The 18263-nt window shown below is 74.9% G+C and carries 19 protein-coding genes; 8 read left to right on the forward strand and 11 right to left on the reverse strand.

The genetic code is table 11. The features are described from left to right. Window positions 1–186: 186 nt before the first annotated feature. The gene (locus tag OH807_RS35470) at window positions 187–513 is read right to left on the reverse strand and encodes a hypothetical protein (protein WP_406207737.1); all 327 of its coding nucleotides are present in this window, start codon (window positions 511–513) and stop codon (window positions 187–189) included. A gap of 172 nt (window positions 514–685) precedes the next feature. Here OH807_RS35470 and OH807_RS35475 point away from each other — a divergent pair, with 172 nt between their 5' ends. From OH807_RS35475 to OH807_RS35485, 3 genes are all read left to right on the forward strand, one after another. Then, window positions 686–1126, forward strand: a complete 441-nt coding sequence (locus OH807_RS35475) for a hypothetical protein (RefSeq protein ID WP_406207739.1) — start codon at window positions 686–688, stop codon at window positions 1124–1126. Between the two features lie 110 nt (window positions 1127–1236). Further along, on the forward strand, window positions 1237–1758 hold the full coding sequence (locus OH807_RS35480) for an Imm50 family immunity protein (protein ID WP_406207741.1): 522 nt from the start codon (window positions 1237–1239) through the stop codon (window positions 1756–1758). Then, window positions 1748–2146, forward strand: coding sequence for an Imm50 family immunity protein (locus tag OH807_RS35485; protein WP_406207743.1), 399 nt, complete (start codon window positions 1748–1750; stop codon window positions 2144–2146). The genes OH807_RS35480 and OH807_RS35485 overlap by 11 nt, the downstream gene beginning before the upstream one ends. 40 nt (window positions 2147–2186) lie before the next feature. On the opposite strand, the gene OH807_RS35490 is transcribed toward OH807_RS35485, so the two are convergent. Both OH807_RS35490 and OH807_RS35495 read right to left on the reverse strand, forming a co-directional pair. Continuing rightward, window positions 2187–2699 carry a GNAT family N-acetyltransferase gene (locus tag OH807_RS35490; RefSeq protein WP_406207745.1) on the reverse strand — a complete coding sequence of 171 codons (513 nt, stop codon included), beginning with the start codon at window positions 2697–2699 and terminating at the stop codon, window positions 2187–2189. Window positions 2700–2767: 68 nt separating this feature from the next. After that, complete coding sequence (locus OH807_RS35495; RefSeq protein WP_406207747.1) at window positions 2768–3364, reverse strand: hypothetical protein; 597 nt, start codon at window positions 3362–3364, stop codon at window positions 2768–2770. Window positions 3365–3693: 329 nt separating this feature from the next. Between OH807_RS35495 and cseB the strand changes: the two genes are divergently transcribed. The 4 genes from cseB (at window position 3694) to OH807_RS35515 (ending at window position 9387) form a co-directional block, all read left to right on the forward strand. Beyond that, entirely contained in the window at window positions 3694–4383 is a 690-nt protein-coding gene (cseB, locus tag OH807_RS35500; RefSeq protein ID WP_406207750.1) for a two-component system response regulator CseB, read from the forward strand. After that, complete coding sequence (locus OH807_RS35505; RefSeq protein ID WP_406207753.1) at window positions 4380–5735, forward strand: sensor histidine kinase; 1356 nt, start codon at window positions 4380–4382, stop codon at window positions 5733–5735. The genes cseB and OH807_RS35505 overlap by 4 nt, the downstream gene beginning before the upstream one ends. A 219-nt stretch (window positions 5736–5954) precedes the next feature. After that, window positions 5955–6689, forward strand: a complete 735-nt coding sequence (locus OH807_RS35510; protein WP_406211354.1) for an ABC transporter ATP-binding protein — start codon at window positions 5955–5957, stop codon at window positions 6687–6689. A 94-nt stretch (window positions 6690–6783) separates the two neighbouring features. Further along, window positions 6784–9387 carry an FtsX-like permease family protein gene (locus OH807_RS35515; protein ID WP_406207756.1) on the forward strand — a complete coding sequence of 868 codons (2604 nt, stop codon included), beginning with the start codon at window positions 6784–6786 and terminating at the stop codon, window positions 9385–9387. A 122-nt stretch (window positions 9388–9509) separates the two neighbouring features. On the opposite strand, the gene OH807_RS35520 is transcribed toward OH807_RS35515, so the two are convergent. Next, window positions 9510–10436, reverse strand: a complete 927-nt coding sequence (locus tag OH807_RS35520) for an NADP-dependent oxidoreductase (protein ID WP_406207759.1) — start codon at window positions 10434–10436, stop codon at window positions 9510–9512. 173 nt (window positions 10437–10609) lie between these two features. Beyond that, complete coding sequence (locus tag OH807_RS35525; protein WP_406207761.1) at window positions 10610–11566, reverse strand: oxidoreductase; 957 nt, start codon at window positions 11564–11566, stop codon at window positions 10610–10612. A gap of 104 nt (window positions 11567–11670) precedes the next feature. Between OH807_RS35525 and OH807_RS35530 the strand changes: the two genes are divergently transcribed. Beyond that, window positions 11671–12342 carry a TetR family transcriptional regulator gene (locus tag OH807_RS35530; RefSeq protein ID WP_406211355.1) on the forward strand — a complete coding sequence of 224 codons (672 nt, stop codon included), beginning with the start codon at window positions 11671–11673 and terminating at the stop codon, window positions 12340–12342. Between the two features lie 67 nt (window positions 12343–12409). Here OH807_RS35530 and OH807_RS35535 read toward each other — a convergent pair whose 3' ends face one another. The 6 genes from OH807_RS35535 to OH807_RS35560 all read right to left on the reverse strand — a co-directional run bounded on the left by OH807_RS35535 (window position 12410) and on the right by OH807_RS35560 (window position 18057). Beyond that, the gene (locus OH807_RS35535; RefSeq protein WP_406207764.1) at window positions 12410–13051 is read right to left on the reverse strand and encodes a hypothetical protein; all 642 of its coding nucleotides are present in this window, start codon (window positions 13049–13051) and stop codon (window positions 12410–12412) included. After that, window positions 13048–13665 carry an RNA polymerase sigma factor gene (locus tag OH807_RS35540; RefSeq protein WP_406207766.1) on the reverse strand — a complete coding sequence of 206 codons (618 nt, stop codon included), beginning with the start codon at window positions 13663–13665 and terminating at the stop codon, window positions 13048–13050. Before OH807_RS35540 ends, OH807_RS35535 begins: the two co-directional genes overlap by 4 nt. Window positions 13666–13891: 226 nt before the next feature. Beyond that, complete coding sequence (locus OH807_RS35545) at window positions 13892–15253, reverse strand: carotenoid oxygenase family protein (protein WP_406207769.1); 1362 nt, start codon at window positions 15251–15253, stop codon at window positions 13892–13894. 89 nt (window positions 15254–15342) lie between these two features. Then, entirely contained in the window at window positions 15343–15786 is a 444-nt protein-coding gene (locus tag OH807_RS35550) for an SRPBCC family protein (protein ID WP_406207772.1), read from the reverse strand. Window positions 15787–15853: 67 nt separating this feature from the next. Then, window positions 15854–17341: an MFS transporter gene (locus tag OH807_RS35555; protein ID WP_406207774.1), complete on the reverse strand. Its 1488-nt coding sequence runs from the start codon at window positions 17339–17341 to the stop codon at window positions 15854–15856. A gap of 149 nt (window positions 17342–17490) precedes the next feature. Further along, window positions 17491–18057: a TetR/AcrR family transcriptional regulator gene (locus OH807_RS35560; RefSeq protein WP_406207777.1), complete on the reverse strand. Its 567-nt coding sequence runs from the start codon at window positions 18055–18057 to the stop codon at window positions 17491–17493. Window positions 18058–18263: the final 206 nt, after the last annotated feature.

Below are 18263 nucleotides of genomic sequence, written 5' to 3' on the forward strand. Positions count from 1 at the left end.
GAGGGGCGTTCGACCAGTAGTGCTGGATGGCCTGGATCTCTGACATTATCTCTGCGACAGCGTCCGCAGGCCCCAGGGGCGCTTAAAGGACCGTCCAACGAACTTTCGGAGATCCCGAAAGATCTAGTCCCCGCGCTCCGAGCCGCGTCACGCTTGCTCGTCAAGGATAACGACCTATGAAAACCGCTACAGCACGGCGACGCACGAACTCAGGTCGGCGGTCAGGAAGACCAGGTGCGAGTCTTCGGTGAGAGCCACTCGTCCCAGGACCACCGGAGTGTCTCCCGCGCGTTGAAGGTCGGGCAAGCCCTTTTCGAAGTCCTTGCAGGTGACGACGCCGTCCTCCGCCATCCACTGGGCCCGCCACGCCCAGATGCCGTGGAGATTGCAGGCCGGTGCTGTCGATCCGGCCCACACCTTGAACGGTGCCCCGGCGCGCAAGGCCGCGGCGGCACGGCCGGCGGCATCGGTTCCGTGTCGTTCGAGGGCGGCAACCAGCTCATCGCGATCCACGACGTGCAGTATGCCGCTCTGTCGGGGCCCGGTGTACGCGGCCGAGCCGGCCGGGCACCTGCCGACCGGCCCCGGGACGGTGAGCACCGTCCCGGGTACCCTCCTCAAGATCGTCCGTCGGGCCTCGGGGCGGTACGTGCACCGGAGAGCGTGGGAAGGCGTGGTGGGACCGATGGACAGTGACCTGCGGTACGCGTGTGTGGTGGCGCTCGGCGAGCTCGGCCGAAGCCCGGACTATCGCGACCGGGCCGACGCGGGACGCGGGTTGGCCGGCTTCGCCGAGCTGCCGGAGGCGGCCGCGTTGCTGTTGGAGCTCGTGCTCGACCCGGGCGACACCTACGTCACGCTGGCCACGGCCGAAGCGTTGTTCCGGCGGAAGGACCGCAGTGGGTCGGTGGTCGTCGCCTCCGCCATGGCGGGGGCCGGCGACAACCACGTGGAATGGATCGCGACCGCAGCCGTCAAGGCGCTCGGTATGTTCTCCGACGATCTGGACGAAGCGGTGCGGGTATGTGAAGCGCTGCTGCGGGAGGCCGACGAGGGTCTGTCGGCGGGGGCTCGTCGGTTGCTCGGCATCCTGGCCGAGATCGATCCCGTCCTGAGACCCGCGTAGGGCCGGACGGGCAGTATCATCCCAGGTCACAGGGCTCGTTCGTTGATCCGGCTGTACCTGGGGCAGGATCGGGCGGCAGGGTGCGAAGCGCGGGGCGGAGGGAGTCACCCATGTCGGCCGGCGTCTGGTCGGAACTGTTGGTCCACGCCGAGCGGTTGACGGCGCTCTATTCCGAGCTGCCGCCCTTGGAGCACCTGGTTCTCCGATCGGTGCACCTGAGTCCGTACGGCGGCGGCGTGACGTTGCGGGTCGAGTTCCCGCGCTTCCCGGATCTCGCTCCTCCGGCTTGGGCCGAGGCCGGCTGCGACCGGTTCGAGGCGCAGATCGAGTTCATGGGCGTGGGCGAGGACCTCCGGATGCGGGGTGTTCCCGACGGCACCGTGATCGACGTCGAGCTCGCCCCCTTCGTCGAGGGGCGGGAACGCCGGATCAGGGTCGCGGTGAGCGGGCCGGGGATCTCGCTGGACTTCACCGCGCATGCGGCGCTCAAGGTCGGCCATCTCAACGCCTACCGCTCCTGCGGCGCCGATCCGTACGCGGCTCGCCGCTGGTTCGACAGCCCGCTCGACCGGCGGCTGAACCCGGACCAGGTCCTGCCTCCCACGACAGCGAAGGCGTTCTATGCGTGGTGACCAGGACTGGTCCGCCGAGCTGACCGATCCCGAGGCGGTTCGCGTGGTCCTCGGCTCCCCGCCGCCGCCGCTGAGCGACTACGAGCTGACCTCCGTCCTCATCGACGAACGCGAAGCGTCGGTCACCTTGAGGTTCTTCGCCTTCGGTGTGCCGGCCGGTGCCGCGCAGCTGTGGGAGGCGCGAGGCCACAACGCGGTCGGGTTCGTCCTGGTCTGCCTCGGTGTGACGGACTTCGAGGTGGACGCCTGGTCCGGCTGGCCCACGACCACCGCCACCCTCGCAGGGGGGACGGTCGTCCTCGGCGGCCGGGGCAAGCACGTGTCCTTCCGGGCCGCCGAGATCCGGGCCGAGCCCCCGACCGGATGGCTGGCCAGTCGGGCGCAGTGACGTCACCCGACGGTCGAAGGGATTTCGTGCGCGGGGAGCTTCAGCTCAAGGTCACTGTCCTGCTGGAAGGGCGGGGCTGGAGCGCGAGCTTGAACCCTTCGTGGCTCTGGGCGAATCCCAGGGCGGTGTAGAAGCGGTGTGCGGCGTCGCGCTGCTTGCTGCTGGTCAGCTGCACCACCGTGCAGCCGCGCGAGCGGGCCCTCGCGACGGCGTGCGTCATCAGGGTGCGGCCGAGCCCGTCGCCGCGGCGGTCCGCGCGGATCCGTACCGCCTCGATCAGGGCGCGCTCGGCGCCGCCCTTGCCGAGCCCGGGGATGTACGTCGCCTGGAGGCATCCCAGTACCGTGTCGCCGTCGTCGACCAGGACCAGCATCTCGTTGCGCGGGTCCGTGTCGATCGCCGTGAAGGCGCGCTCGTGAGCCTCCGTCACCACCACGGTGGCCGGGTCCACCACGCGGTCCTCGTCGGCGAGCAGGGCCAGGACGGCGGGCAGGTCGGTACGGGTCGCGGGACGCAGGGTGTGGACGGCCGGGGGCTCGGTGCTGGAGGACATGGCGCAGACTCTAACCGGCGCCTCGTCGGCGGCCTTCGGCTGTCCGGAGCCCAGGCCGGACCAGCTCACTAGTGGCAGATCTGCTGCCGTTGCTGGGCCAGGACGGTGGTGGCGAGGTCGCCGAGGGCGAGGTTGGTGGGGGTCTGGTCCTCGGTGGGCTTGGGCCAGAGGGTGGGGTCGGTGGTGACGAGGGCGGTGGCGACGAGGGCCTGGGTGTCGGGGCAGGGGGCGGTGACGGAGGCGCTGCCGGGGCCGGTGATGACGCCCGTGGTGACGAGGTCGCCCGCGCCGATGCTGATGCCGGTGCCGGTCGGGCGGTCGGGATCGACGGCGTAGAGGAGGATGCGGACGACTTCGTGGCCGTCGACCGAGATCACGCACGAGAGCTTGCCGTGGCCGCCGAGGGAGTCGTCGGAGAGGGTGCGGGCTTCGACGCCGGGGCTGTCCCTGGGCAGGACGAGTCCGAGGGCGGTGTCGTCGGCGCGGGGGAGTCCGCAGAGGGTCTGCCTGAGCTCGGTGTCCCGGGTGGCGTAGGCCACGACGGCGGCGGCTGCCGCGAGCGTCACGGCGGCCGCGGTGAGGAGCGGCCACCGGCGCCGGCGGGGTGCGGGGGCGCCGGCGGGAGCGGTTGCTGACGGTGCGTCGGTCGGCTCGGTGGTCGTCATCTCGGTTCCGCTTCCCCCGGTGTACGTACGGTCGGCGTAGCCTAGCGCGACTGTTCGAGCGGGTGCGGGGTTTGTATCGGGTGGGTATCCGCGGGCGCTCGGTCGGCCATCGACCGGGTGTGCCGGGCGAGGGGCGGAGGGGGCCGCAGGGCCTGCGGGGGGCGGCCGCGAGGGGGTGCGTGTCCGGTCCGTGACGGGGCGGTCACGGGTGGGGGCTGGCATATCGTTCCTGGCAGTCGCCGTGTCTCCGGCCCTCCGAACGCAAAGGGTGCCCGCCCGTGTCCTCGTCCGCCCCTGCTCCGGGCCCGCCGCCGGCCGTTCGCGTGTTGATGGTGGAGGACGACGAGCTGATGCGGCGGTCCTTCGCGGTGGCGCTGGAGCGTTACGGCTACTCGGTGCGGACGGCGGCGGACGGGCTGACGGGGCTGGAGCTGTTCCGGGAGGAGAGCTTCGACCTGCTGATCCTGGATGTGATGCTGCCGGGGCTGGACGGGATCGGCCTCTGCCGGAAGGTCCGGGAGACCAGCCTGGTGCCCGTACTGATGATGTCGGCCCGTGGGGACGGGCTCGACGTCGTCGCCGGGCTGGAGGCGGGCGCGGACGACTACGTGGTGAAGCCCGTGGACACGTACGTGCTGGTGGCGCGGATCCGGTCGCTGCTGCGCCGGGCGACGTACGCGCCCGTCCTGGCGCCGGGGGTGGAGGCGGAAGCCGCGGCGACGGCGCCCGAGGGGGCGGTGCTGGTCTTCGGGGACCTGCGCATCGACACCGGCGGCCTGGAGGTCTCGGTCGCGGGGCGTCCGGTGGCGCTCACCCCGACCGAGTTGAAGCTGCTGCTGGAGTTCGCCGCCCACCCGGGCATCGTGCTGGAGCGGCACACCCTGCTGCGGGACGTCTGGGAGTACGGCTGGGACGGGGACAGCCGGGTGGTGGACCTGTGCGTGCAGCGGCTGCGCGGCAAGCTGGGGCGGGACCGGATCGAGACGGTCCGCGGCTTCGGCTACAAGCTCAGGCGTTGAGCGGGGTGGGAACGGTGCGGGAGCGGCTGCGCCCGGCGCGTCTCTCGCTGCGCTGGAAGATCGCCGCGCTGGCCGCGGCCACGGCCTGCCTGGTGGTGGCGGCGGTGGGCGTGCTGGTGCACGTGTGGACGGCGCGGGACATCCGGAGCCGGGCGGAGGCACAGGCGCTGAACCGGCTCTACTCGGCGATGGACACCTACCGCCGCACCGGGACCCTCACGGACGGTGCCGGGCTCGACCCCGCTGAGCTGCCCGCCGCGTTGCGGCAGCCCGCGGACGGGGACCGGCACGCGGCCTACGACGGCTACGTCGCCGGGAACCTCGGTCCGAGCGTCTGGGCCGCGCAGCGGGTCGACGGGCCGGGGAGCCGGGTGCTGGCCGTCCAGGTCAACATGAGTACGGAGCTGCACGAGTTGCACCGGCTGGACGTCGTCATGGCGGTGGCCTCGCTGGTCGCGCTGGCGGCGGCCACGCCGCTGGCGGTGTACGGGGCCGGGCTGCTCGGCCGGCGGCTGCGGCTGGTCTCGGAGACGGCGGCCCGGATCTCCGCGGGTGACCTGGACGCCCGGACCGGCCCCACCGCGGGGCGTGACGAGGTGGCGGACATCGCCGCCACCGTCGACCTGATGGCGGACAGCCTCGGGCGGCGGCTGCGCATCGAGCGCCGGTTCACCGCGGACGTGGCCCACGAGTTGCGGACGCCGGTCGGGGGTCTGCTGGCAGCGGTGGACCTGCTGCCGGCCGGCGAGACGGAGGACCTGCTCCGGGCCCGGGTGCGGGACTTGCGCGGCCTGGTCGAGGACCTGTTGGAGATCTCCCGGCTGGACGCCGGTGCCGAACGGCCCGTCCGGGCCCGGGTGCCGCTCGGTGCGGTGGTCGCGGAGGCGGTGGCGCGCACCGGCCTCGACGCCGAGGTCGCTGAGGTCGGCCAGGTCACCGAGGTCGCTGAGGTCACCGCCGCCGCCGAGGCCGCCGACGGATCGGGCGCGGTGACGGCGGAGACCGTGGAGACCGACCCGCGCCGCCTCGAACGGATCGTCGGCAACCTCGTCGTCAACGCCCACCGCCACGGGGCGGCCCCGGTGCAGGTGACGGTGGAGGGCCGGACGGTCGTCGTGCGCGACCACGGGCCCGGCTTCCCCCGGGAGCTGCTGGCCGACGGGCCGCGCCGCTTCCACACGGGGGCGTCGGCGCGTGGCTCGGGGCACGGCCTGGGGCTGACCATCGCCCTGGGACAGGCCCGGTTGCTCGGGGCCGAGCTGCTCCTCGCCAACGCCCCGGACGGCGGCGCCGTCGCCACCCTGCGCCTGCCGGGTCCGGCCCCGGTCGGGCCGGAGCGGCCGCAGCGCTGACCGGCCCCACTGCTGACCGGCCGCAGCGCCGACCGGCCCCGAGGCGGAACTGCTACGCAGCGGAGTGCGCGCCGATACACGGTGGCCCAGGCTCCGATACGTCCCCCGGACACCCTTCGAAGTGCACCGTTCCGCACCCGAAGAGGAGCCCCCGTGATCGCCGATCCGCTCGTCCCCCCGTTCGCCCCTGCCGCGCCCGGTCCGCGCCCGGCGGCGGGGATCGCCGCCGAGGTCACCGACCTGTCGAAGGTCTACGGCAGCGGGGACACCCGCGTCGTCGCGCTGGACGGTGTCAGCCTCGCCTTCCGGGAGGGTGAGTTCACCGCGATCATGGGGCCTTCGGGGTGCGGCAAGTCCACGCTGATGCACTGTGCGGCGGGGCTCGACTCGTTCACTTCGGGCTCGGTGCGCATCGGCACCACCGAGCTGGGGTCGCTCGACGACCGGCGGCTCACGCAGCTGCGCCGCGACCGGATCGGGTTCGTCTTCCAGGCGTTCAACCTGCTGCCGACGCTGACCGCGCTGGAGAACATCACGCTCCCGACGGCCATCGCCGGCCGTCGGCCCGACGGGCAGTGGCTGGACCGGGTGGTGTCGATGGTCGGCCTCGCGCAGCGTCTGGACCACCGGCCCGGGCAGTTGTCGGGCGGGCAGCAGCAGCGGGTCGCGGTGGCCCGGGCACTGGTCTCCCGGCCGTCGATCGTCTTCGGTGACGAGCCGACCGGGAACCTCGACTCCCGGGCGGGGGCCGAAGTCCTCGGGTTCCTGCGGGAGTCGGTGCGCGAGCTGGGGCAGACGGTGGTCATGGTCACCCACGACCCGGTGGCCGCCGGGTACGCCGACCGGGTCGTCTTCCTGGCCGACGGACGGCTGGTCGACGAGATGGCGCACCCGACGCCGGACCGGGTGCTGGACCGGATGAAGGCCTTCGACGCCCGCTCGCGCACGACCTGACGCCTGGCGCACCCCCCGCCCGTCCGCCCCACACTCGCCCGCTCGCACCCGCCTGCTCGCACCCGCCGAGCCCGCCTCCCCTGGACCCGCCACCGTGTTGTTCCGTACCGCGCTGCGCAACGTGTTCGCGCACAAGGCCCGCCTGCTGCTGACCGCGTTCGCGGTCGTGCTCGGCGTCACCTTCGTCACCGGCAGCCTCGTCTTCGGCGACAGCCTGAGCCGCGCCGCCGCCGCCCGGGCGACCGACGGCTTCGACCGCATCGCCGTCGACGTCGCGGCCGAGGCCGATCCTGACGCCGCGCCCGCCGCCACCCCGCCCGCCGGCCCGCCCGCCACCACCTCACCCGCCCCACCCACCGCACCCGCCGGCCCGCCCGGCATCGACGCCGCCACCGTCCGCGTCCTGGCCGCACTCCCCGGGGTGGCCGGCGCCGCGGGCCGGATCGACGGCTTCGCCGCCGTCGCCGACCGCAGCGGCCGGCCGCTCGGCGACGGGCCGTCCCACCGGGGCGGCAACTTCGCCCCGGGGGCGGACGGCACGGACCCGGCGTACCGCTTCACCCGGGGGGCCGGTCCGGCCCGCGACGACGCGATCGCGCTCGACGAGGCCACCGCCGCGAAGGGCGGCTACCGGGTCGGCGACGCGGTGCGCGTCGGCACGGACCAGGGCGCGGCCCGGTACACCGTCAGCGGGGTCTTCCGCACCGACGGGATGCGGATCCCGCCCGGCGGCAGCCTGACGCTGTTCACCGGGGGCACCGCCCAGCGGCTCTTCCTCCGGCCGGGCCTCTTCCAGCACGTCGAGCTGACGGCCGCGTCCGGCGCCGACCGGCAGGAGCTGCTCGGCCGGGTCGAGGCGGTGCTGCCCCGGGGCGCCGGGGCGGTCACCGGCGAGCGCCTCGCGCAGATCAGGACCGGCCTCGCCACCGGTGACGGCGACACCCGGAGCCAGATCCTGCTGGGCTTCGCCGCGGTCGCCGTGTTCGTCGCCACCTTCCTGATCTCCAACACCTTCACCATGCTCGTCGCCCGCCGCACGAGGGAGCTGGCGCTGCTGCGGGCGGTCGGCGCCTCGCGCCGGCAGGTGCGCCGCCTGCTGCTGGCCGAGTCCCTCGTCCTCGGCGTGATCGCTTCGGCGGTCGGCCTCGCCGCCGGCACCGGGGCGGCCGTCCTGCTCCGGGAGTTCTTCGCCCCGGCCGACGCTCCGGCCGGTCCGCTGGTCCTCACCCCGGGCACGGCGGTCACGGCGCTGCTGGTCGGCACGGCCCTGCCGATGGTGGCCGGCTGGCTCCCGATCAGGCGCGCCATGGCGGTTCCGCCCGTCGCCGCGCTCGGTGCGGCCGAGGCCGCCGCCCCTGCGCGCGCCGGGTCGCTGCGCACCGCGGCCGGCGTCGTCCTGCTGGTCACCGGCACGGCCGCGGTCGGGTACGGGGCGACGGCCGCGGGGAAGGACGCCCGGACGGTCATCGGCCTGGGCGCGGTTCTGGCCCTGACCGGGACGCTCGCGCTGATCCCGCTGCTGTCCCGGCCGTTCGTCGCCCTGCTCCGGCCGCCGCTGATCCGTCTGCAGCCGGTGCACGGGGACCTCGCCGCGCGCAACACCGTGCGCGATCCGCGCCGTACGGGGGCCACCGCCGCGGCGCTGGCCATCGCGCTCACGCTCGCCTCGGGCCTCTCCGTCCTCGGCGCCTCCGCCACCCGGTACCTCGACCGCGCGACCACCCACGACCTCGCCGCCGACTACCTGGTGAAGCCCGCCGAGGGCGGCCTGCGGATGACCCCCGCCACCGCCGAGCCGCTGAAGGCGCTGCCCGGCGCCGCGGTGAGCCCGCTCAACCAGTCCACCGGCTACCGGCTGGCCGGCACCTCGGCCGTCCTGACCGGCGTCGACCCGGCCACCATCGGGCGGCTGCTGCGCCTCGACGTGGTGGAGGGCTCGCTCGGCCGCCTCGCCGAGGGGCAGATCGCGGTGGCCGACTTCAAGGCGAAGCAGGCCGGCTGGCACGTCGGGCAGGTGCTGCCGCTCCAGCGGCGGGACGACCAGCACGGCAGTGTGACCGTCGGTGCCGTCTACCGGGCGGACGAGCAGAGCAACCTGCTGCCCAGCATCACCGCACCCGACGCGCTCGTCGCCCGGTACGACGCCGCCCCGTTCACGGCGGGGATCCTGGTCGCGACGGACGGCGGGCCCGGCCCGGCCGCGCTCGGCCTGGTCACGCACGCGCTCGGTGACAACCCTGCCCTGGCCGTCCTCGACCGGGACGCCGTCCGGGCCCGGGACAGCGGCGGCATCGACGACCAGCTCGACGTCTTCCACGCGCTGCTCGGCATGGCGCTGGCGATCGCCGGGCTGGGTGTCGCCAACACCCTGGCGATGTCGGTGCTCGAACGCCGGAAGGAGATCGGCACGCTGCGCGCCCTCGGCCTGGACCGCGCCGGGGTGGCCCGGATGATCCGGCTGGAGGCGCTGCTGCTGGGCGGGCTGGGTGCCGCGCTCGGCACGGTGATGGGCGTCTTCCTGGGCTGGGCGCTGGGCCGCACCCTCCAGGAGCACGTCGTGGGCTACACGACGGTCCTCCCGTGGGGGCGCCTCGCGCTCGGGGTGCTCGTCGCCCTGGCGGGCGCGCTGGCCGCCTCGCTCGGGCCGGCCCGCCGGGCCGCCCGGGTGGACATCCCGGCGGCGACGGCGGCGCAGTAGCCGCCCGCCGCACCGGAGAACCGGAGAGCCGGAGAACCGGAGAACCGGGGACCGGAGGCCGGGGATCAGAGAGCCGGAGGCTCGGTGTCCGGCCCCCGGTTCTCCGCCGGCGTGCGGCTCCCTCAGGGGACGAGGACGATGCGCCCGCGCAGGCCGCGCGAGGCCAGCGCGTCGTGGGCCGCGGCCGCTTCGGTGAAGGGCATCGTCCGGTCCACCCGCAGGGTGACGGCGCCGGCGTCCGCGAGCGCAGCCAGCTCGGCGAGCCGTACCCCGTCGCTGTGCACCCGGACTTGCGAGACCCGGATCCCGCGCTCCGCCGCCGGGCCGGCCCCGAGAACGCTGATGAACGTGCCGCCGTCCTCCACCGCGCCGATCACCGGGCCGCCCAGCGCCGCGGCATCGACCAGCCCGGCGACCCCGCCGGGCACGGCTGCGCGGATCGCCGCGGTGGGGTCCTCGGAGCGCGGGACGAAGACGTGGGCCCCCAACGTGCGGACCAGCTCCTCGTCCCGGGCCCCGGCGACGGCGACCACCCGCAGTCCGCGCGCGGCCGCGAGCTCGACGAGGTAGCCGCCGACGGCGCCCGCCGCACCGGTGACCGCCACCGTGGCGCCGTCGGCCGGGGCGAGCCCGTCCAGTGCCTGCCAGGCGGTGAGTCCGTTCAGCGGGAGTGTCGCCGCCTGGACGGGGCTCGCGTGCCGGGGTGCGGCGGCGACGGCGGTGGCGGGCAGGACGACGTACTCGGCGTGCGTGCCCGCCTGGGTGTCCGGCCAGTCGGACAGGCCGATCACGGCGTCGCCGACCGCGAAGCCGCGGACCTCACCGCCCAGGGCGTCGACCGTCCCCGCGACGTCCAGACCGGGAACGTAGTGGTCCCGCGCGGGGACGCGCGAGGCCAGGGCGCCGGAGCGGATCAGGGCGTCGGCGGGGTTCAGCGCCGCCGCCGCGACCCGGATGCGGATCTGACCGTCGCCCGGCTCGGGGGTCGGGACTCCGGCGACGCGGAGCACGTCGGAGCCACCGTACTCGGACAGGATGACGGCACGCATCGTCACGTCTTCTCTCTGCAGGTGCCTTGACCGGGCGGGCCCCGGCGGGCTCTCCCTGGAACCGGGACGACCGGGCTCCCATTCCGTCAGGACGGCACGGGAAAGCGGTCGTTCGGCGAGCGGGTCGTGCCGGTCGTGCCGGTGGTGGTGGATCCGCGACCGGCGCCGGCCCGTCAGGGCTGTCGGGCGGGGGCGGGCAGGGCGTACCGGACGTCGGTGAGCCGCTCGGACAGCTCCCAGAGGCGGCGGCCGGTCGCGGGGTCGGCGGCAGCCGGGGAGAGCTCCACCCGGGCCGGGGCGCCGCGGAGTTCGCCGTACCCGGCGGGGCCGAGGAACTCGCCGCCCGCGGCGTCGGGGGCGGTGGCCGCGTAGAGCTGCGGGAGCGCGCCGCGGTCGGCCGGCTGGGCGAGGGGGCGGGCGAGGCGGCCGAAGAGCAGGCGGTAGAGGGCGGTCGGGCCGTCGGTGACGATGTTGGTGGCGGTGAAGCCGGGGTGGGCGAGCAGGCTCCGGACGGGGCTGCCGGCCGCGGTGAGCCGCAGGTGCAGCTCGCGGCCGAAGACGGCGTTGGCGAACTTGGACTGGTTGTAGAAGGCCATCGGCGCGTAGTGCTGCCGGCCGTCGAGGTCGTCGTAGTGGATCCGGCCCCGCCGGTGGTTGATCGAGCTGACCGTGACCACCCGGGGGTCACGCCCCTCGGCGAGGAGGTCGAGCAGTAGCCCGGTGAGCGCGAAGTGGCCCAGGTGGTGGGCGGCGAACTGGAGTTCGTGGCCCTGCGGGCTGAGGGTGTGCGGCGGGGCCATCACCCCGGCGTTGTTGACCAGGACGTCGGGCCGGCGGCCGTCGGTGCGCAGGCCGCCGGCGAAGGCGCGGACCGAGTCGAGGTCGGCGAGGTCGAGCCGGCGGACCTCCAGCCGCTCGGCGAGCCCCGCGCCCGGCTGTTCGGCGGCGAGCTGCTCGACGGCCCGGTGGCCCTTGCGCTCGTCGCGCACGGCGAGGACGACCCGGGCGCCGCGGCGGGCGAGGGCGCGGGTGGTGGCGAGGCCGAGACCGCTGTTGGCCCCGGTGACGACGAAGAGCCTGCCGTTCTGGTCGGGGATCCGGTCGGTGGTCCAGTGCTGATGCGCTGTCATATGGCACATGCTGTCGGTCATGTCACTTGGTGTCAAGACGCGCCCGAGTGCCGTCCGAGGCATCGCGCTACCATGACCCGGTGATCCCCCGCCCCGAACTGACCATGGCCGAGCGCAAGCGCCGGCTGGTCTCCACCGAGCTGGCCGAAGCGGCCCTGGAGCTGCTGGCCGCGAAGGGGTTCGACGCCGTCACGATCGACGAGATCGCGGCCGCGGCCGGCGTCTCCAAGCGGACCTTCTTCCGGTACTTCGCCTCCAAGGAGGACGTGGTCGTCCAAGTCCTCGCCGACCTCGGCCCGGGGATGTGCGCGGAGCTGGCGGCCCGTCCGGCCGGGGAACGCCCCTCCACCGCACTGCGGCACGCCGTCTGGATCTCCCTCGCCGCCTGCTCCGACGGGGCCGACGGGGCCGGCCGGGACGTCCGGGATATCCGGCACGACCGCCACGACCGCCACGACCAGGGCGACCGGGAGGGTGGCCGGGCCCTGCGCGTGGTGCAGCTGATCCTGCGCACCCCCGCCCTGCTCGCCCGCTTCCTGGAGCGCCAGGCGCAGTGGCGCGAGGAGCTGGCGGCGGAGCTGGCGGGCCGCCTCGGGCTCGACCCGGCCACCGCCCTCTACCCGCCGCTCGCCGCCGGGATGGCCCTGACGGCCTTCGACGCGGTGCTGCGCCGGTGGAGCGGGAGCGACGGCGCCGAGGATCCGGCCGTCCTGCTCGACCGCGCCTTCGCCGTCCTCGCCCCGGCGCTGGACACCGTGCAGGCCGCCCGGGCATGACCGTGCCCGCCCCGGCGGTGCGGCCGGGGCGGGCACGGTCATGCGCTGCGGAGCGCGCGGGGGCGGTTCAGCCCACGCCGACCCCGTTGGTCTGGGAGAGCGGGTAGCAGGCGGGAGTCTCCTTGGTCAGCGCGATCTCCAGGTTCCCGACGGTGTCCGCCTGTGCCGCACCCTGGGGGGTCCTGTTGAGCAGCAGCAGGCTCTCGCCGGGCGGGATGGCGCCGGGGTGCAGGATCGCGATGCGGCCGTTCTGGGGATCCAGCGACATCACCGACTCCAGCCGGCTGCCGTCGGTGGTCACCGGGGTGTGGCAGGAGGCCGAAGGCGTCATGACCAGCGCGGGCACGCCCACCGAGCGCAGGGCGTCCTGGAGCCCGGTCCACTCGGCGCCGATCAGCCGGAAGGAGACGGTGCCGTCCTGGTTGGGGGTCACCGAGTAGGAGGCGGTGGTGAGCTGCACCGAGGCCGGGCTGCCGCCGACCGGCTGGGCGACGGTGGGGCCGGCCTGCGGACCGGAGTCCGTGCCGGTGTGCGGCATCAGGACGACCGCGGTGGCCGCGGCGGCCAGGCCGAGCCCGGTCGCCACCACCTTGCGGAGGTGGCGCGGCCGGACCGGGCCCGTGCCGGCGGTGGCGGTGGCGGGCAGGTCCGCGGCGCGGGCGGTCAGCTCGGCGCCGAGCTGCTGCTGGAAGTTCAGGGGCGTGGTCACGAGGCGGCCTCCAGGAATGCGTTCACGGACGTGGTGCCGGTGGCGCCGGTGGTGGCGCCGGTCTGCGGGGTGACGTTCTGCGGGGTGACGTTCTGAAGGGCCTTGCGGGCCCGGTGCAGCCGCACCCGGGCGGTGGCCGCGCTGATGCCCAGCGCCTTGGCGGCCTCGCGGACGGGCAGGCCGTCGACGGCCACCAGATCCAGCACGGCGCGCAGCGGCTCGGACAGGGCGGCGTGCCGGGTGGCCAGCCCGCGGGCGGCGCGGGCCGCGTCGATGCGCGACTCGATCGCGGACACGTCCTGATCGTCCAGCATCCGCTGACCGGCGATCCTGGCCACCGCGCCCCGCTCGCGGACATTGCCGCGGAAGTGCGAGGCCAGGACGTTGCGGGAGATGCCGTACAGCCAGGCGACGGGCGCGCCGCGGCGGGGGTCGTAGCTGTCCGCCTGCTCCAGCGCCGTCAGGAAGATGTCGGCCGTCAGATCGGCCGCCAGGTGGACACTGTCGGTGCGCCGGGTGACGAAGCCGAGCACGGTGTCGAACTGCTGCTGGTAGAACACGGCGAACGCCGCCGGGTCTCGCGAGGGTGGTGCTATCGGATGCTCCGCTGACACGGATGACTCCTTGGGACGACGAGCACTGCCTGACATCTCTACTTGGCTCGGGCGCTCAGGAGCGTTACACGCGGTCTTCGGAGGCCCCGGCCGCCGGGACGCCCGGGGCCGGACCGGACGCGGTGGGGGAGGTCCGCATCAGGTCCGGCCGGGTGGAGCCGGGTGGGGTCAGAGTAGGCCGGGTCTGGCCGGGTGGGCCGGGTGGGCCGGGGAGGGCCGCGCCGGGTCAGGCCAGGTCGGCGTCCGGGATCCACGAGCCGTGGATCATCGCCGGCACCCGGCGCGGGAGGTGCACGGTGGCGACCGGCGAGGCGGAGAGGTCGGAGGCGTCCAGGACGAGCAGCTTGGACGCGTTCGCGTTGAGGTCGCTGACGACGGTCAGCAGGTAGCCCGCGTCCTCGTCGGCGGCGCCGGCGGCGGGGACGAAGACGGCCTCGCTCGGCAGCTGTCCGGTGCCGACCGGCAGCAGCTGCCGCCCGCCGGTGCGGCGGTCGTACTTGACCAGGGTGTGGTTGCCGACGCCGCGGTCGTCGGGGAAGGACAGCGCGTACTGGTAGCGGTGCTCGCGGCCGAGGAACGCCTCGTTGATGGTCGGGAACTCGACGGTGAGGTCGTCGGTCTGCTCCTCCCGGACGGCGCCGGCGGCCAGGTCGACGATCCAGCGGCGGCTGCGGGAGCCGGAGTTGGGCTCGGCGCCGCGGTCCGGGGCGCCGACCCACCAGTTCCAGGAGCGCTGCCAGCCCTCCCGGCCCACCGACGGGCCCTCGACGACGATCCGGCCGGCCGCGTCCTCGTAGGCGTTGGCGAGGTGCATCGCGTAGCCGGGCTGCAGCGGGAGCCAGCGGACCTTCGCCGCGCCGCCGGCGCCGCGCGGCATGACGCCGATCCGGGCCGGCTGCTCGTCGCTCCACCCGTAGGGGATGCCGGAGTGGTCGGAGAGGTCGAGCGTGACGGAGCCCTCCAGGAAGACCACGTAGTGCTCGGTGATCGCGAAGTCGTGCTTGAGCGCGGCGCTCGCGCCCGGCACCTCCTGACTGGTCAGCACCGTGCCGTCGGGGGAGGAGACGTGGTGGATCAGGTGGGGCGGGAAGGGCGAGGAGGCGAAGAAGTGCAGCTCGCCGGTGGCCGGGTCCTCCTTGGGGTGGGCCGTCATCGCGGAGGTGAGCCGGCCGTTCCAGTCGAAGGCGCCGACCGTCTCCAGCTCGGGCGTCAGCTCGAACGGGAGGGCGGACTCGCAGAGCGCGAGGAGGCGGCCGCCGTGCTCGATGACGTGGGTGCCGGCGGTGGAGGCGGTCAGGTCGGGCCCGTGCTCGGTCAGGTACGGGGCGCCGTCCAGCGCCGGCGTGTGCACCCAGCGGTTGCGGTACCACTCGGCGCGGCCCTCGCGCAGCCGGATGCCGTGCACCATGCCGCTGCCCTTGAACCAGTGGGTGGGGGTGACACCGGGCTTGGGGTTGTGGCTGTTGCGGATCAGTCGGCCGGTCAGCTCGGGCGGCAGGTGGCCCTCGACGGTGAGTCCGGTGGCGGTGGCCTCGTCGGTGACGGGGGTGTAGTGGCCGGTCAGGTAGGGCGGCAGGACGGTGGTCATGGCGGGCTCCTCCGGAGCAACGGGGCGGGGTGCGTGGGGTGCGGACGGCCGGGCGGGGTGGGGGCGCCGCCGGTAGCGGCAGCGGCGGTTCAGCGGCGTTCGGCCTCGGCCTGGAGGTGGCCGAGCCAGCTCTCCAGCGAGGCTCGCAGCGCGGCCTCCAGCTCGGCGGGCTGTGCCTCGACGGGCGCACCGGCCCAGGACTCCTCGGTGCGGACGGTGACCGCGCCGTCCGTCTCCTCGAAGGTCCAGACGTGGACGCCGTCGATGCCGTTGGCCGGGCCGCCCCAGACGATCCGCACGCCGGGGACCAGCTCGTGGACGGTCGAGGTGATGTCGAGGCCGTGGGTCTGCCAGCGGAAGGAGACGCCGGTGGCGAGTGGGGCGTCCAGCCGGGCCCGGTCGACGTCCGGGAGCCAGTCGGCCCAGGAGTCGACGGCGGTGTGCAGGGACCAGACGACGGCGAGCGGGGCGTGGATCACGGTGCTGAGGCGGACGATGGCGGGGGCGGTCTCGTCGATGGTGTGCAGGGTCATCGGAATCTCTCCTCGGGTCGGGGTGGAGCGGGTCGGGGTGGAGCGGGTCGGTCGGGGCGGAACGGGTTCAGTGGCCGGTGGGCGCGGTGGGCGCGGTGGGCGCGGTGGGCGCGGTGGGTGGCGCGGGCCGGAGGGCCGGGCCGGCAGCAGCGGTGCGGCGGGCGAGGCGGGGCGTGAGCGCCGTCGCTGCGGCGATGACGAGGGCGGCGGCGAGGAAGGCCGTCCGGTAGCCCTCGGTGAGGGCCTCCGTCCGGGAGTGGTGGGCGGCGTACCCGGCGGTGGCCGAGGCGGCGAGGCTGCCCAGCAGGGCGAGGCCGAGGGCGCCGCCGAGCTGCCGAGCGGTGTTCACCAGGCCGCCGGCCAGCCCCGCGTCGGCGGCGGGTACTCCGGTGACGGCAGCGCCGGTGAGCCGGACGAAGGCGATGCCGAGGCCCAGGCCGGTGAGCAGGGTGGGGCCGAGCAGGTCGGCGGTGAAGCTGCCGTCGGCGGCGATGCGGGAGAGCCAGAGCAGTCCGCCGGCCAGGGCGAGCAGGCCGACGGCGAGCGCGGTGGCCGGTCCGGTCCGGGCGGCGAGCCGGGGGGCGATCGCCGAGCCGGCGATGTTGGCGGCGGCGAGCGGCAGCTGGGAGAGGCCGGCGACCAGCGGTCCGGCGCCGAGCACCTGCTGCTGGTAGAGCGGGAGGAAGTAGAAGACGCCGACCCAGACCGAGCCGAGCAGGGCCATCAGCAGGTTGGCCGTCGCCACCGGGCCGGTGGCGAACAGGCGGCGGGGGAGGAGCGGTTCGGGGTGGCGCCGTTCCAGCAGCAGGAACACCGGGAGCAGCACGGCGACGGCCCCCAGGGCGAGCAGCACGGGCGCCGAGCCCCACCCCGCCCGCCCGGCGGTGGTGAATCCGTACACCAGGGCGGTCAGGCCGAGCGCGGCGGTGGCCGCGCCGCCGGCGTCGAGGCGCCGGAGGTCGGGGGCGGGGGTGCTGCCGGGCGGGACGAGCAGGACGGTGCCGCCGAGGACGAGGGCGGCGCCGGCCGCCGAGACGTGGAACACCCACGGCCACCCGAGGCTCTCGGTGAGCACGCCGCCGAGCAGCACCCCGGCGGCCCCGCCCGCCCCGGAGACCGCGCCCCAGACGGCCAGCGCCCTGCCGCGGCCGGGCCCGGGCGGGAAGAGCTGCATCACCAGGGCGAGCGCCGCGGGTGCGACGGCCGCCGCCCCGGCGCCCTGCACGGTGCGGGCGGTGAGCAGCAGCCAGGGGGTGGTGGCCAGCCCGGCCGTCAGGGCGGCGACGGAGAAGAGTGCGAGGCCGGCGAGCAGGACGCGGCGGCGGCCGAAGAGGTCGGCGGCCCGGCCGCCGGGCAGCAGCAGGGCGCCGAAGGCGAGCCCGTAGGCGTTGACCACCCAGGACATGCCGCCGTCGGAGAGGCCGATGCCGTCCCGGACGGCGGGGAGGGCGACGTTGACGATCGAGGTGCTCAGGACGACCGCGAACTGGGCCCCGGCCAGCACCGCGAGTGCGGCGCGGGGCCGTACGGCCGGCTCCCTGCTGCTTGCGTTCACCGCTGTACTCCTATGTGTGGTCGACCACTCACTCATGAGGCCGAAGAGAGGGCGGGGTGCCGGACCGCACGGGAGTGCGATGGGACCCCGCCGGGGGCGGGCCGCTGTCGGGCAGACCCGGGGCGGACCCGGGGTGGGCCGGACGGCCGCTAGTAGTGCGTGATGCCGGCCATCAGGGTGCGGGTCCAGGGTGCGTCGACCTGCTCCGCCCCCATCGACACCAGCAGGTGGCAGAGCATGCCGGTGGCGAAGAACTCCTGGACCTGCCGCTCGTCGCCGCCGGACGCGCCCCGGACGTACTCGACCAGCCGGGCGTAGCCCGCCCGCACCGCCTCCCGGATCGCCGGCTCGGAGACCGCCGCGGCCTGGGCGTGCAGCTGGACCAGCATCACGTCGTTGTCGCTGATCAGTTTGGCGTAGGCCTCGCCCATCGCGTGCAGGGCGGCCTCCGGGGCGCTGCCGCCGGCCTGCGCCGCGCCGCGTTCCAGGCTGCCCCGGACCAGGGTGAAGCAGTGCTCGACGACGGCGACGAACAGTGACTCCTTGTTGGGGAAGAGCCGGTAGACGTAGGCCTGGGAGATGCCGGCGGCCTTGCCGACCTCGGTGGTCGTGGTCCCGAAGTACCCCCGCGAGGCGAAGGCTCCGATGGCGGTGCGGAGCACCGTCTCGCGGCGTTCCTCGGCCGTGGACAGCTGGCGGGGTCGTTCGTTCTTCATGTGAGTACTCAATCACTCACACCCGCGGGTGTCAACGGCCCGTCAGGCCACAGGCGGGCCACAGGCGGGCCACAGGCAGGTGGGAGACCGTCCGGGGACGGCTCCGCGCCGTGGCGGAAGTCCGGTCGCGGATAGCTGGTCCAGACCATTGACGCTCGGCGACGCCGCTCCCTAGCATGATCCGCACTGCGGCGGCCGTACGGGGG

This window comes from Kitasatospora sp. NBC_01560, from assembly GCF_045208415.1.
Taxonomy (GTDB): Bacteria; Actinomycetota; Actinomycetes; order Streptomycetales; family Streptomycetaceae; genus Kitasatospora.